The following is a 13,745-nucleotide window of genomic DNA, read 5'->3' as shown; positions in this document are numbered from 1 at the left end:
TTCCCCCCCCCCCCTCCCCTCCCCCCCCCCCCCCCCCCCCCTCCCCCCCCCCCCCCCTCCTCCCCCCCCCCCCCCCCCCCCCCCCCCCCCCCCCCCCCCCCACCCCACGGGACAGGAGGACACCAGGCGAAGAAGGCACGCATCACGCTCGACGTGCTGGCGAGGGCCGGCGTCGAACTGCGCGAGGACGAGCTGAAGCGGAGGCGGTCGAGCCGCTGCGGGCGGCGACCCCCGACCTGGCCGGGACGCGCGCCGCGCCGGCGGAGGGCCGCGTGCCGCACGGCGGCGCCGACGCGGCGACCCTCGACCCGCAGGCGCTGCGCCGTGGGATGCGGGGTGGTGACCCAGGAACCTGCTCTGTCACCGGCACCGCCCGCGACAACATCGCCCTCACCGACCCGGACGCGCCCCTGGCCCGCGTGCTGCTGCTCGACGAGGCGACCAGGCACCTCGACCCGGCGACCGAGGCACTCGTCGAGACCCGGCTGTCGGCCTTGTCGCAGACCCGCATCGTCATCGCGCGCCGGCTCAGCACCGTCCGCGACGCCGACGTCATCCACTTCCTGCACGAGGGCCGCATCGTCGAGCGCGGCACCCACGACGAGCTGCCGGCCCGCGGCGGCCACCGCACCGCGCCGAGGCCGCGTCGTCCGCCGAGGGGTAACCCCGCACGGGCCGGGTAGTGCTGCGTCCCTGAAGCCATTTGGAGGACGAGATGAGCAGCTTCATGGACAAGATCAAAGGCCTTGCGCACCGGCACGACGACAAGGTCGACCAGGCGATCGACAAGGCCGGCAACCAGGCCGACCAGCGCACCGGCGGCAAGTACGGCAACCAGATCGACAAGGGCGTCGACACCGCCGCCCGGCACACCGGGCAGGGCGACACCCGGCCGCAAGGCAGTTGACGGCAAGCTCGCTCACTGACGCGCCGCCCGGCATCCGCCGGGCGGACCGGTCCTCCGGGCACCTCGGGGCGCCCGGAGGACGGCGTGGTCCCGTGCGTGCCGGGTTCAGCCGTCGCCGCGGGCCAGGCGGCGCCGCGCGAGCTCGGCGAGCAGCACCGCGCCGTCGAGCAGGACACTGTCGTCGAAGACGGCGCGCGGGGAGTGGTTGTTGGGCATGACGGTGTGGTCGTCGCCGCCGGCCGCGCCGAGGAACAGGTAGGCGCCCGGCACCCGCTCCAGGACACGGGAGAAGTCCTCGGAGCCGGGATCGGGGTGCTCCATCCGCTGGAACCGCTCGGCGCCGAACACGTCGCCGACGGTGTCGGCGACGAACTCGAACTCCGCGGCGTCGTTGACGGTCACCGGGTATTCCGGCTCGAAGCGCACGTCGACGTCCAGCCCGTGGGCGGCCGCGATGCCCTGGCACACCCGCACCGAGTCGTGCGCGATCTGCTCCGCGGCGGCGGCGCTGAACGTGCGGACCGTCGCGGAGAAGACGGCCTCGTCGGGGATGACGTTGCGCAGCGTGCCGGCGTGGAACGCGCCGACGGTGACGACGACCGGCTCGAACGGGCTGAACCGGCGCCCCACCATCGTCTGCAGCGCCGTCACCATCTCGCACGCGGCCGGGATCGGGTCACGGGCGTCGTGCGGCGCCGAACCGTGCCCGCCGGCCCCGACGACCCGCACGAACAGCCCAGCGGAGGCGGACATCAGCGGCCCCGGCCGGCACGCGAACACACCCCGCGGGAAGTCGGTGGCCACCACGTGCAGCCCGTAGGCGGCGTCGGCGGGCCGCCCGGCGGCGTCCAGGACACCTTCGTCGATCATCAGCCCGGCGCCGTTGTAGCCCTCCTCCCCCGGCTGGAACATGAAGACGACGTCGCCGGTGAGCTCGTCGCGCCGCTCCGCGAGCAGCCTGGCCGCGCCGACCAGCCCCGCCGTGTGCAGATCGTGCCCGCACGCGTGCATGACGCCGGGGACGGCGGACGCGAACGGCACGTCTGCCAGCTCGGTCACCGGCAGGGCGTCCATGTCGCCGCGGAGCAGGACGACGGGCCCGGGCCGGCCGCCGCGCAGCACCGCCGTCACCGACGACAGCCCGGTGCCGGTGCGCACCTCGAGGGGTAGCCCGTCCAGCGCGGCGAGGACCCTGCGCTGGGTGCCCGGCAGGTCCAGCCCGATCTCCGGATGCCGGTGCAGGTCGCGTCGCAGATCGATGAGGTCTTCCCGGAGTCCCATCCCGGACACGGTACTGCGTTTCAGCCGGCCGGACGGATGGCGAGCGGACCGGGTTGTCAGTTCGCCGGGGAGCTGAGGGGCAGCATGGCGCGTGCCGCGTCCCGGGACCATTCGACCAGCATCAGCGTGATGTCGTCGGTGGGGGCGCCGTCGTACTTGGCGAGCGCGGCGTGGCAGAGCCGGCGCAGCGTCTCCGGTGCGGGCAGGTGGCCGGTGTCGCGCTGGACGAGGTCGGTGAGACCGTCGACGCCGAACTCGTCGCCGTCGTGGCCGTGGGCCTCGGTGGCGCCGTCGGTGTAGAGCAGCAGCCGGTCGCCGTGTTCCAGGGTCTCCTCGGCGATCTCGACCTGCGGGTCGTCGAGGCCGAGCGGCAGCCGCCGCCCGCCGTCCAGGCCGCGGACGACCTTGCCGTGGCGGATGAGCAGCGGCGGCGGGTGGCCCGCGTTGAGGTAGCGCAGCCGCCCGGTGTCGAGGTCGAGCTCGGCGAGGACCGCGGTGGTGAAGCGCAGCTCCGGCAGGTGCCGTTCGAGGGCGCGGTCCGCGGCGCGGGCCATCGCGGTGAGGCCTTCGCCGCAGCGGCGGGCGGCGCGCAGGGCGGACATGACGACGGCGGTGCCGAGCCCCGCGCGCAGCTCGTGGCCGGCGGTGTCGAAGATGGCGAAGAACAGCGTGCCGCCGTCGGCGGCGTAGTCGAAGCCGTCGCCGCCGACCTCGTAGCAGGGTTCGAGGACGGCGGCGACGACAACGCGGTCGCTCACGAACGTCAGCGGCGGCAGCAGGCGCCACACCAGCTCGGAGGCCTCCGACATGCGGCGGGTCCGGCGGACCTTGAGCAGGCCGTCGCCGTACGGGAACTTCGTCGCGACCAGGTGCCCGACGAGCTGCGCGAACAGGTCGCAGCCGGACAGGTCGGCGAAGCCTGCCGGGGAGACGAACCGCAGCACGCCGAGGCGTTCGGTGCCGTCCAGCAGCGGCATCCACAGCGTGTCCACAGTGGACGTCATGGCCTGCACCGTCATGAACACCCGGCCGGCCACAGTGGACTCGACCGGCAGGGGTGGCGGCGCCGGCAGGGGCGGGCGTGGCACGGGCAGCAGGACCCGCTGCTCCTGGTCGACGAGGTACGTCCACACGTCGACGCCGGGCGGCGCGGCGGCGGCGACCGCCGCGGCGAGCTCGTCGGGCTGCGCGAGCCGCTCGATCCGCAGCAGGTCCGCCATGGCGTCGTTCCACCGTGCGGTCAAATGCGGTGCACCTCCCTCGGCGGGGCACATACCCCGCCGAGGGTGAGCGAACCCTCTACGACAGGGTCCAGCGTTGATTCGTGCCCGAACCACACGCCCACAGGATGATTTTCGTGCCGTTGGCGGTGCCGTGGCCGCTGGCGTCGAGGCACAGGCCGGACTGCCCGCCGGTGATGGTGCCGTCGGCGTTGACGTTCCACTGCTGGTTGGCCTGGCCGTTGCAGTCCCAGATGGCCACGACGGTGCCGTTCGCGGTGCCGTTGTTGTAGGCGTCCAGGCACTTGTTGCCGTACACCACCAGCTGCCGGTCCGGCGTCTGCGTCCAGGCCTGGTTGTTCTGCCCGTTGCAGTCCCACAGCTGCAGCTGGACGCCGTTGGTGGTGCTGGAGTTGTCGACGTCCAGGCACCGGCCCGACTGCACGCCCTGGACGCGGACGGACGAGGGAGCCGACGCCAGCGGGCGCAGCTCGATCGCGTCGAGGTCGGGGGCCCATGCGCCGGGGTTGGAGAACGTGAGGGTGTTCGCCGTGCCCGCGGCCAGCCGCACGATGACGGACACGGTGCCGGCGGTGGTCCACGAGCCGGTCGGCGGGAACGCGACCACCGTCGACGGCTGCCCGCTGACCTGCAGTGTCGCGGTGCGCGTGACCGGGTCGCCGTTGACGTAGGCGATCGTCGCCACCGCGAGGCCGGACGCGGCCGCGGTGACGGCGTTGAGGCGCAGGGTGCCGCCGTTGCCGACGCCGCCGACCTTGGAGCCGCCCGAGCAGCCCGCGCAGGCGACGACGGTCGCGCCGGTGCGGGTGTTGCCGGCCGCCTCGGCCTCGTAGGTCGTGGCGGGTGCCTCCGTGCCGGTGACGGTCAGCAGCACGGCGTCGTTCGCCGGGACGTTCACGGTGTACGACGAGGCGAAGGTGCCCGCGTTCGTCGCCGTCCACAGGTTGCGCACCGAGGCGGACGCCGCGGAGAGACCCAGGTCGCTCCAGCGGACCGTCATCGCGGCGGCGGTGGACGCGCGGTTGAGCAGCAGCACCGCGCGCCGGCCGTTGCCCGACAGGACCTTGCCGTACACCTGCCGGCCGCCGGTGTCGGAGACCTTCACCCCCTGCAGCCCGCGCGGGTCCTGGTCGACGGCGACGACCTCGGCGTTGCGCAGCGTCGCCAGGGTGGTGGCGTCCATGGTGGCGACGTCGTCGCCGATGAGCAGCGGGGCGCCCGAGATCGCCCACAGGCCCAGGTGCGTGCGGTTCTGCGGGGCGGTCAGGCCCGGCATGCCGGCGATCATCATGTCGGGGTCGTTGTAGTAGCCGGTGTGCTGCGCCGCCGGGTGCAGGCCCTGGTCGAAGTTGTTGAACACCATGGCCTGGGTGGCGGTCTGGCCGTAGAAGATGATGTCGGTGCTGGTGCGCCACATCGCGCCCAGGCCGGGCGCCCAGTCCCACGGGCTCCGCACGCCCCAGTTGCAGATGGACAGCAGCAGCGGCCGGCCGGTGGTCGCGGCGGCACCGGTGACGGCGGCGCTGATCGCGCGGTAGGTGCTCTGCGGGTCGAGGCCCTCGGCGCTGCCGCCGCACCAGTCGACCTTGACGAAGTCGAAGCCCCAGCGGGAGAACTGCAGCATGTCCTGCGCGTAGTGGCCCTCGCTGCCGCTGCCGGGCGCCGCCGGCCGCCCGGTCGGGTAGTAGTAACCGCAGCCGTCGCGGCCGGCGTCGGTGTAGATGCCGGCCTTGAGGCCCTTGCTGTGGATGTAGTCGGCGATCGCGGCCATGCCGCCGGGCCACTCGGCGGTGTCGACGGTGATGTTGCCGGCCGCGTCGCGGGTTCCCTGCCACCAGCCTTCGTCGATGTTGACGTACCGGTAGCCGGCGGCGGCCAGCCCCGACGAGACGAGCGCGTCGGCCTGCGCCTTGATCACGTTGGCGTTGATCTTCGCGGCGAACGTGTTCCAGGACGCCCAGCCCATCGGCGGCGGCGGGACCGGGACCTGGGTGCTCGTGACGGCCGCCCGGGCGGGCGCGGCGGCGACGGTCAGACCGGCGAAGAGGACGAGGAGCGCGAGGAGCCGGATCACATGCTTCATCTGGGGTGTCCATGTCAGATCGGCGGCGGGGTGCGTCGATTGTTATCGCTCACACGGACCGTCGTCAATGCTTGGAGCCCTCGCGATGTGCGCGCTAACTCGACGCGGTGACCAGGTAGTCGTCGACCTCGGGGGTCCACCGCAGCTGCACCGCGCCGCTGGTCGCGGCGGCCTTGCAGAACTGCAGGAACGTGCGGTAGCCGAGCTTCTTCTCGCTGAAGTCCGGCCGGACCCGGCGGACCTGGTTCTTCAGCCCGGACAGCGCGGCGCCGCCGTCGCCCGCCTCCTGCACCACGGCCCGCAGCAGCGCGAACCCGGCCTCCTGGTCGCCGTGCTCGGGCAGCCCCACCTCGGGGTCGCCCTTGACCCGGCCCGGGACCAGCTCGATCACGTTGCGCCCGGCGAGGTGCCGCAGCAGCTCACCGAACGCGCGGAAGCCGTAGTCGGACTCGCTGAACGTCGGGTCCTTGCGCAGCAGGGTCCGCTTCAGCGTCGACGCCGTGACCTCGCCACCGGAGCTGCCCTGCAACCCGGCGACGGTCTGCGCGACGAGCACCGCGAGCGCGTCACTGTCCCGGACCGGCGGCTCCTGGGAAGGCTCCGGCAGAGCTTCCGGGGCGGGCTGCGACCGGCGCTGGTCCGGCTCGGCGGCGCGCGTGGCGGTACGGCCGCCACCGCGGGTCCGGGCGGCCGGCACCTCGACACCTTCGAGGCGGTCGTAATACAGGAACTCGTCGCACGCCGGGGGCAGCAGCGCCGACGTGGACTTCTCGACACCGACGCCGATCACCCGCTTGTTGAGGCCGCGCAGCTTGTGCACGAGCGGGGTGAAGTCGCTGTCGCCGGTGCACAGCACGAACGTCGAGATGTATTCGCGCTCGAACGCCAGCTCCATCGCGTCGACCGCCATCTTGATGTCGGCGGCGTTCTTGCGGGAGGCGCCCATCCGCTGCGGCATCTCGATCAGCTCGACGTGCGAGCGGGTCAGCATCCGCCGGTCCTCGTCGAAGAACGACCAGTCGGCATACGCCCGGCGGACCACCACCCGGCCCCGCTCGGCGAGGGCGTCGGCGATCGGGCGGAAGTCGAACGTCATGCCGCCGAGGTTGTCCCGCGCCCCGAGCGCCAGGTTCTCGTAGTCCAGGAACAGCGCGATCCGGTCTTCGGAGTCCACCCGCGCCACCCTACGCCCGCCGGTCCGGCCGCCCGGAAAGCACCACCTGGACTTTCCGTCCAGAGTCTGGACGTTTACTATGAGCGGGTGGACGACGGCGCGGATGCGATCCTGTCGGCGCTGCTGCCGGTCATCGACGGCCTCGCCGCGACGTTCGGGCCGACCTGCGAGGTCGTCCTGCACGACTACCGGCTCGGCGAGCAGTCCGTCGTCGCCGTCGCCGGGTCCGTGACCGGGCGCAAGGCCGGCGGCGCGCTCAGCGAGATCGGCCTCGCGGTGCTCGCGCAGGGCGACGCCGCCGTCAACGACGTCAACTACGTGACCCGCCGCCCAGACGGCCGGGTCGTGAAGTCGTCGACCATGCCGCTGCGCGACGGCGCCGGCCGCGTGTTCGGCGCGCTGTGCGTCAACGTCGACGTGACCGCGCTGCGCCAGGCCGGCGACCTGCTCACCGCCCTGGCCGGGACCGCACCCGCGCAGGTGCCGGTCACCACGTTCAGCGACGACTTCGACGACGTCGTCGACGCCCTGGTGCGGGCCGAGGAGCTGGCCAGGGGCCGGCCCGTCGCCGCGCTGACCCGGCCCGAGCGGCTGGCGCTGCTGCGCGCGCTGGACCGCCGTGGCGTCTTCGCCGTCCGCAACGCGGTGCCCCGGATCGCCGAACGGCTCGGGGTGTCCAGATCCGCGGCCTATGCCGACCTCGCCGACTGCCGCAAGGAGCCAGCATGAGCACCCTCGACGAACCCGGCACGCCGTTCCTGGCGGTGGATGTCGCCGCGGTGCGGGCGAATGCCGAGCGGCTGGGCAAGCACCTCGACGGGCTCGGCGTGACGCTGCGGGCGCACGTGAAGACGACGAAGTCCGTCGACGTCGCCGCCCTGCTGCACGACGGGCGGCCGGGCCCGATCACCGTGTCGACGCTCGCCGAGGCCGAGGCGTTCGCCGCGGCCGGATACCGCGACATCCTCTACGCGGTCGGGATCGCGCCGGACAAGCTGCCGCGGGTGCTCGCCCTGCGGGACCGCGGCGTCGACCTGACCGTCCTGCTCGACAGCGAGGCCCAGGCCGTGGCGCTGCCGGCCGGGGTGCCGGCGCTGATCGAGGTCGACTGCGACGGCCACCGCGGCGGCGTCCAGCCCTCGGACGCGCCGGCCGTCGCCCGGGCCCTGGCGTCCGTCGGTGCGGTGCCACGCGGGGTCCTCACGCACGCCGGCGAGTCCTACTTCGCCGACGGCGACGACGCGCTGCGCGCCGCCGCGGACCACGAGCGCGACTGCGCCGTGCGGGCCGCGCTGTCGCTGCGCGCGGCGGGTTTCGAGGCGCCGGTGGTGAGCGTCGGGTCGACGCCGACCGCGCACTTCGCGACCGACCTGACCGGCGTCACCGAGGTCCGCGCCGGAAACTTCCTCTTCTTCGATCTCGTGATGGCGGGCATCGGCGTGTGCACCGTCGCCGACCTGGCGATGACCGTGGTCGCGACCGTCATCGGGCACCGCCCCGACAAGGGCTGGATCCTGACCGACGGCGGCTGGATGGCGACCTCCCGGGACCTCGGCACCGCACGGCAGCGCGTCGACCAGCGCTATGGGCTCGTCGCCGACCTCGACGGCAACCTCTTCGACGACCTCGTCATGGCCGACGCCAGCCAGGAGCACGGCATCCTGGCCATCCGCGCCGGCGGCACGGCGGCCCTGCCCGACCTGCCGGTCGGCACCCGCGTGCGGATCCTGCCCAACCATGCGTGCGCGACCGCCGCGCAGCACGACCGCTACCACGTCGTCGCCTCGGGCTCACGCGCCGTGCGGGCCGTGTGGCCACGAATCAGAGGATGGTGAACACCCCGATGCGCTTCCTGCCCGAAGACCGGTCCGCCGCGCTCGTCACCGAAGCGCTCGCCTTCACCGCCGTCCGCTCGGCGCTGATCGCCGCCGCCGATCCCCGGTCGTCGGTCTTTCCGGCCGTACCGGGGCACGGCTCGGCACCCGAGAACCGGTTCACGGTGAAGTCCGGCGCGTCGGCCGCCCTCGCCGGGGTGAAGGTCGGCAGCTACTGGCCCGGCAACTCCGAGCTCGGCCTGCCCCGGCACAACTCCGTGGTCATGCTCTTCGACCAGGAGCTGGGCCGCATCGGCGCGATCGTCGAGGCGGGCGTCGTCAACGCCTACCGGACCGCCGCCGCGGACGCGGTCGCCGCCGCATCGCTGGCCCGTGCGGACGCCGGTACACTCGCCGTCTTCGGCACGGGCCACCAGGCGCTCTACGAGTGCGCCGCCCTCGCCGCGGTGCGTCCCATCTCCGCCATCCATGTCGTGGCCCGCACGCCGTCGCACGGTGAGCGGTTCCTGTCGGAGCTCGCCTCGCGGGGGCTGTCGGGGTCGCCGGCCACGGCACAGGAGGCGTGCGCGGCCGCGGACATCATCGTCACCGCCACGACCGCGACCGCCCCGCTCTTCGACGCCGGGTGGGTCCGCCCCGGCACCCACGTCGCCAGCATGGGATCCGACGCCGCGGGGAAGCAGGAGCTCCCACCGGCGCTGCTGCACACCGCCCGGCTCTTCTGCGACCTGCCGTCCCAGTCGGTCCGCATCGGCGAGCTGCAGCACGTCGCCGCCCTCGTCGCCGACGGCACGCTCACGGCGACGGCGATCGGCGACGTCCTCACCGGCACCGCGCCCGGCCGCCGGGACGACGACGAGATCACCGTCTTCGACAGCTCGGGCATCGCCCTGCAGGACCTCTTCATCGCCGACGCCCTCCTGCGGGCCGCCGGCCTCTGACGCTGCTCCGCGCGGATCTCGACGGCGCCCTACCCGCGGGCGCCCGTCCAGACGAAGCGGATGTCGGGTGCCTTCGACTCGTTGCCGGAGCCGTCGGTCGTCTCCGCGACGGTGAACCCGTGGCGGAGGTAGAACCGTTGCGCCGCGAGGTTCGTCGCGAACGTCCACAGCTGCAGCCCGCCGGGCCGGCGGGACTTGGCGTGGTCGACGAGCCGGGAGCCGAGCCCCAGGCCGGTGCTGCCCGGCGCGATGTAGAGCTGGTCGACCCAGTCGTCGTGCAGGACCAGCACGCCCAGCGCCACGCCGCCGGCGTCCTCCATCAGCCACACCTCGCGGTCGGGGATGACGACGGTGCGGACCCAGTCCCGCACCTCGTGGTCCGGGTGGATGCCGGGCGGGATGGCGTCGCCCGCGGCGCGGCGGGAGCTGATCAGTACCTCGGCGACCGCCAGTGCATCGCTGAGCTCGGCGCGGCGCGGGATCTGCGGAACGTCCATGGACCCATCATCGCGCCCCACCTGTCAGGACGCCTTCCTGGCGGCCGCGAGGAGTTCGTCGACCGACCACTGGTCGTAGGCGTGGTCGCCGTACTTCGACGCGAGCACGGTGCCGTCGGGGGCGATGAGGAAGTCGGCCGGCAGGCCCAGGCGGCCACCGGCCGGGTTGAGCGACGGCAGGGGCTCCCGCGATCGCAGGCCACGGGCGACCGCGCGCAGGATCGCCGGCCACACGCGCGGGTTCAGCAGGGCGCGGCGGGCCGACTCGACGCCGAACTCGCGATACAGCCGCTTCTGCGGGTCGGGCACGACCGCGAACGGCAGCCCGGCCACGTGCTCCCGCAGCTGCGCGGCGGAGGAGTGGAACACGACCACCTCACGGACGCCCGCCGCCGTGATCTCGTCGTGCCGATTCACGATCGAGCGCAGGTGCAGGTTGCAGACCGGGCAGCCGGCGAAGCGCCGGAACTGCAGGTGCACCAGCAGGTCGGGGTCGGGCACGGCGACCGGCTCCCCCACGACGACCTGCAGGCGGCGCGCATCGACGACGACCATGACGACCTCCCCGTGACGTAAGCGTACAACGTACCCCTACAGCGTCGAGCGTAGGCCGTACGCTGTCAAGTGCCATGCCACGCCCGAAGTCACTGACGCCCGGTCAGATCGCCGCCGCCGCACTCGGGGTCCTCGACCGGGACGGCCCCGGCGGGCTGACGATGCGCGCCGTCGCGGGGCAGCTGGGCATGGGGACGATGAGCCTGTATCGCTACGTCCACGACCGCGAGGAGCTCGAAGGCCTCGTCGTCGAGCTCGTGCTCGGCGCGGTGGACCCGGCGCCGCCGGAGCGTGGCACCTGGCAGGAGCGGACGGTGGCGATGGTGGACCGGGTCCGCGTGGCGGTCGGCGCCCACCCGGCGGTCATCCCGCTGACCATGACGCACCGGCACCGCTCCCCCGCGATCCTGCGCTGGTCGGAGACCGTCGTCGGCATCCTGGCCGGGCCCGTCCCGGACCCACGGCGCAGGGTGCTCGCGTTGCGGGGGCTGCTGGCGTATCTCATCGGCGCGATCCAGCTGGAGCACCTCGGCCCGCTGTCGGGGCCCGGCACCGCGGCGATCGCGGGCCTCGACCCGGCGGAGTTCCCGAACATGCGCGCCGTCGGCGGTGAGGCCCTCCGGGTCGGCTCCGACGAGGAGTTCCGCGGAGGCCTCACCATGCTGCTCGACGGCATCGCCGGGTCCTGAAGGGGCCGGGTGCGGGTCAGGCGGCCAGCCGGCGGGCGATCGCGGGGATGACGATCGCGGCGGCGACCAGGTGCGTCACCATCAGCAGCACCTTCGTGGCCGTGGCGGCGTCGGCGGTCACGTCCGGCACGAGCGACAGCACGGTGAGCGCGACCGTGGTGCGGACGAAGGCGCGGCGCGGGTGGCGGGCCTTGAAGGACAGCACGACCGCGAGGGCCAGGCCGACCGCGGAGAAGACTGCGGTCAGCATCGCGAACCCGAGGACCGGGATGGGCGCGCCGCCGACGTGCAGGCTGATCCCGGCGGCGTTCCCGGCGGCGGCGACGACCGACGTCGCGGCGGCGGCGACCGCGGCGGCGATCGCGCCGGCACCGACGAGCCGCCCGGTGCCGCGGGGAGCGGCCTCGGCGGCGGTGGTCGCGGCGGGGGCGGTGGTGGTGGTGGTCGTGGACATGATGGCCTCCGGGTGTTCTCGCGACCGGCCCGGTGCCGGTCTGCACCCATAGGTCGAGCGGGGCACCCCGGAATCGACACCTCCGCCGAACTTTTTCTCAGGCGGCGTCGAGCGGCACGCCGACCTGACAGCCGGACCGCTCGGCGTCCTTGCCGACACCACCACGACGACGAGTCTCGACGTCATCGCCGCACCGCACCTCGCGGCCGATCGGCGCCCGTCAGGACGCGAACGTCTTGCGGTATTCGCGGGGCGGGACCCCGCGGCGCCGGACGAACTGCTCGCGCAGCGTCGCGGCGGTGCCGAAGCCGACCCTGCGGGCGACCTCCTCGATCGGCAGGTCGGCGGTCTCCAGCAGCTCCTCCGCCCGGTGCAGGCGCTGCGACAGCACCCAGGCGTGCGGGGTCGAGCCGGTCGCGGCCGCGAAGCGGCGGGCGAAGGACCGCTGGCTCATCAGCGCCCGCGCGGCGAGGACCTCGACGGTCAGCGGGGCGTCGAGGTTTTCCCGGGCCCAGCCGAGGACGGCGCCGAGCCGCTCGTCGTCGCAGTCCGCCGGCACCGCCGTCGCCACATACTGCGCCTGGCCGCCGTCGCGGTGCGGGGGCAGGACCATGTCGCGGGCGATGCCGTTGGCGACGGCCGCGCCGTATTCGCGGCGCAGCAGATACAGGCACATGTCCACGCCGGCGGCCGCGCCCGCGCCGGTGACGATGCGGCCCTCGTCGACATAGAGCACCTCGGGCATCAGCTTCACGTCGGGGAACCGTGCCGCCATCGCCTCCGCCCAGCGCCAGTGGGTCGTCGCGCGGCGCCCGTCGAGCAGGCCCGCGGCGGCGAGCACGAAGGCACCGGTGCAGTGCGCGGCGATCGTGGCGCCGCGCTCGTGCGCCGCCCGCATCGCGGCGAGGACCTCCGGCGACGGCTCGACCTCGAACCGCTCCCACGAGGTGATGAGGATCAGGTCCGCGGCGGCGAGCCGGTCGAGCCCGTGCTCCACCATGAGCGTCAGTCGGCTGTCGGTGACCACCGGGCCGGGCCGGTCGGTGCACACCGCATAGTCGAAGCCGGGCAGGCCGCGGTGGCGCCGGTCGTAGCCGAAGATCTCGCTCATGATCCCGGCCCCGAACGCGCCGGTGCCGTCGTGGACATACAGCGCGACGTTCCGGAACGGATGATGCATGCCACCATGATGGCAGAAAACCTGCGATCGCGTGCAGGTCTGCCACTGTTGCGGATCCGGCGGCCACCGCACGCTGAGGACATGTTCGTCATCGACTGCCCGACCCACGGGTCCCGTGTCCTGCTGTCCGAGCGTCGCATCCGCGCCCTGCACAACTCCGACGCCGGGGTCCTGCTCGCCCTGGAGTGCTACTGCGGCCACATCGAGCGCATCCGCACGGGCCGCGCCAACACCGGGCGGGCGCCTACGATGGCGCGGTGTTGCGAGGATGGCTGAACAGCCGCGCGGTCAAGCGGTTCAACCTGGTCCACGTGCAGATGCTCGAGGGCAGGCGCCGGCTCTACGACAGCGGCCGGTTCGCCGAATACGCGCGGTTCCTGCAGGACATCGAGCCCGGCTTCCACGAGCGCCGGGTGATCGGCGCCGGTGAGCAGGTCGCGCACACCCGCATCGAGCGCTGCGCCGCGCTGGTGCGGGCCGGCCGCACCGGCGAGGCCGAGGCCGAGGCGGACCGGTTCGCCGCCGACGGGTGGAGCGACTGGCTGCAGGTCCGGCTGCGGCACTGCCTGCAGTACGCGTACCGCGACGAGCCGCCACCACCCCTGGCGACGTGGAGCTCCAGGAACGGCTGGATCCGCCTGTACGAGGAATGGTCCCCGCCCGGCGAGGTCTCGCATCCCGCGACGGCGTTGCTGCGGGCCGGGATCCGCGACGGCTGGCTGCCCGCCGCGGACCACGACGAGCTCACCGCGTGGACCACCACCGCCGGTGTGGGTGACATCGCGGACGTCGTACGCCACATCGAACGCCGCGGCTAGAGACCATTCGGGGTCAGGGTTTGGGTTGCTCCTTCTTTGTGGGTGATCGCTCTGGCCTGTGGCGGCGGTGTGCTGGGGGTATGCGGTACG

General features: G+C 73.5%; 16 protein-coding genes. 8 read left to right on the top strand and 8 right to left on the bottom strand.

The features are described 5' to 3' along the window. The first annotated feature begins 272 nt into the window (after positions 1–272). Both ACZ6TV_RS36310 and ACZ6TV_RS36305 read left to right on the top strand, forming a co-directional pair. Complete coding sequence (locus tag ACZ6TV_RS36310) at positions 273–683, top strand: hypothetical protein (protein ID WP_465302579.1); 411 nt, start codon at positions 273–275, stop codon at positions 681–683. Positions 684–715: 32 nt separating this feature from the next. Continuing rightward, on the top strand, positions 716–907 hold the full coding sequence (locus ACZ6TV_RS36305; RefSeq protein WP_465302577.1) for an antitoxin: 192 nt from the start codon (positions 716–718) through the stop codon (positions 905–907). A 105-nt stretch (positions 908–1,012) separates the two neighbouring features. Here ACZ6TV_RS36305 and ACZ6TV_RS36300 read toward each other — a convergent pair whose 3' ends face one another. The 4 genes from ACZ6TV_RS36300 to ACZ6TV_RS36285 form a co-directional block, all read right to left on the bottom strand. Beyond that, complete coding sequence (locus tag ACZ6TV_RS36300) at positions 1,013–2,188, bottom strand: M20 metallopeptidase family protein (RefSeq protein WP_465302575.1); 1,176 nt, start codon at positions 2,186–2,188, stop codon at positions 1,013–1,015. Between the two features lie 56 nt (positions 2,189–2,244). After that, on the bottom strand, positions 2,245–3,432 hold the full coding sequence (locus ACZ6TV_RS36295; protein ID WP_465302573.1) for a PP2C family protein-serine/threonine phosphatase: 1,188 nt from the start codon (positions 3,430–3,432) through the stop codon (positions 2,245–2,247). A 55-nt stretch (positions 3,433–3,487) separates the two neighbouring features. After that, a complete protein-coding gene (locus ACZ6TV_RS36290; RefSeq protein ID WP_465302571.1) occupies positions 3,488–5,512 on the bottom strand; it encodes an RICIN domain-containing protein in 2,025 nt (674 codons plus the stop codon). 94 nt (positions 5,513–5,606) lie between these two features. After that, positions 5,607–6,686, bottom strand: a complete 1,080-nt coding sequence (locus ACZ6TV_RS36285) for an NYN domain-containing protein (protein WP_465302569.1) — start codon at positions 6,684–6,686, stop codon at positions 5,607–5,609. An 87-nt stretch (positions 6,687–6,773) separates the two neighbouring features. Between ACZ6TV_RS36285 and ACZ6TV_RS36280 the strand changes: the two genes are divergently transcribed. The 3 genes from ACZ6TV_RS36280 to ACZ6TV_RS36270 are packed head-to-tail and all read left to right on the top strand — an operon-like array spanning position 6,774 to position 9,462. Next, a complete protein-coding gene (locus ACZ6TV_RS36280) occupies positions 6,774–7,415 on the top strand; it encodes a helix-turn-helix transcriptional regulator (protein WP_465302567.1) in 642 nt (213 codons plus the stop codon). After that, positions 7,412–8,521 carry an alanine racemase gene (locus ACZ6TV_RS36275; protein WP_465302565.1) on the top strand — a complete coding sequence of 370 codons (1,110 nt, stop codon included), beginning with the start codon at positions 7,412–7,414 and terminating at the stop codon, positions 8,519–8,521. Before ACZ6TV_RS36280 ends, ACZ6TV_RS36275 begins: the two co-directional genes overlap by 4 nt. Further along, positions 8,515–9,462, top strand: a complete 948-nt coding sequence (locus ACZ6TV_RS36270) for an ornithine cyclodeaminase family protein (RefSeq protein WP_465302563.1) — start codon at positions 8,515–8,517, stop codon at positions 9,460–9,462. The genes ACZ6TV_RS36275 and ACZ6TV_RS36270 overlap by 7 nt, the downstream gene beginning before the upstream one ends. Positions 9,463–9,491: 29 nt before the next feature. On the opposite strand, the gene ACZ6TV_RS36265 is transcribed toward ACZ6TV_RS36270, so the two are convergent. Continuing rightward, a complete protein-coding gene (locus ACZ6TV_RS36265; RefSeq protein ID WP_465302561.1) occupies positions 9,492–9,959 on the bottom strand; it encodes a GNAT family N-acetyltransferase in 468 nt (155 codons plus the stop codon). A 24-nt stretch (positions 9,960–9,983) separates the two neighbouring features. Continuing rightward, a complete protein-coding gene (locus ACZ6TV_RS36260; RefSeq protein ID WP_465302559.1) occupies positions 9,984–10,514 on the bottom strand; it encodes a peroxiredoxin-like family protein in 531 nt (176 codons plus the stop codon). A gap of 74 nt (positions 10,515–10,588) precedes the next feature. On the opposite strand from ACZ6TV_RS36260, the gene ACZ6TV_RS36255 reads away from it, so the two are divergent. After that, positions 10,589–11,203: a TetR/AcrR family transcriptional regulator gene (locus ACZ6TV_RS36255; RefSeq protein WP_465302557.1), complete on the top strand. Its 615-nt coding sequence runs from the start codon at positions 10,589–10,591 to the stop codon at positions 11,201–11,203. A 16-nt stretch (positions 11,204–11,219) separates the two neighbouring features. Here the strand turns inward: ACZ6TV_RS36255 and ACZ6TV_RS36250 are convergent, their stop codons facing one another. Further along, on the bottom strand, positions 11,220–11,657 hold the full coding sequence (locus ACZ6TV_RS36250) for a DUF6069 family protein (RefSeq protein ID WP_465302555.1): 438 nt from the start codon (positions 11,655–11,657) through the stop codon (positions 11,220–11,222). Positions 11,658–11,877: 220 nt separating this feature from the next. After that, entirely contained in the window at positions 11,878–12,837 is a 960-nt protein-coding gene (locus ACZ6TV_RS36245) for a GlxA family transcriptional regulator (protein ID WP_465302553.1), read from the bottom strand. 81 nt (positions 12,838–12,918) lie between these two features. Here ACZ6TV_RS36245 and ACZ6TV_RS36240 point away from each other — a divergent pair, with 81 nt between their 5' ends. Both ACZ6TV_RS36240 and ACZ6TV_RS36235 read left to right on the top strand, forming a co-directional pair. Continuing rightward, entirely contained in the window at positions 12,919–13,113 is a 195-nt protein-coding gene (locus ACZ6TV_RS36240) for a hypothetical protein (protein WP_465302551.1), read from the top strand. Then, on the top strand, positions 13,095–13,655 hold the full coding sequence (locus tag ACZ6TV_RS36235; RefSeq protein WP_465302549.1) for a hypothetical protein: 561 nt from the start codon (positions 13,095–13,097) through the stop codon (positions 13,653–13,655). Before ACZ6TV_RS36240 ends, ACZ6TV_RS36235 begins: the two co-directional genes overlap by 19 nt. The last annotated feature ends 90 nt before the right edge of the window (positions 13,656–13,745 follow it).

Source organism: Dactylosporangium sp. NPDC051087, from assembly GCF_055586325.1.
This window is presented reverse-complemented; position numbering and strand designations above follow the sequence as displayed.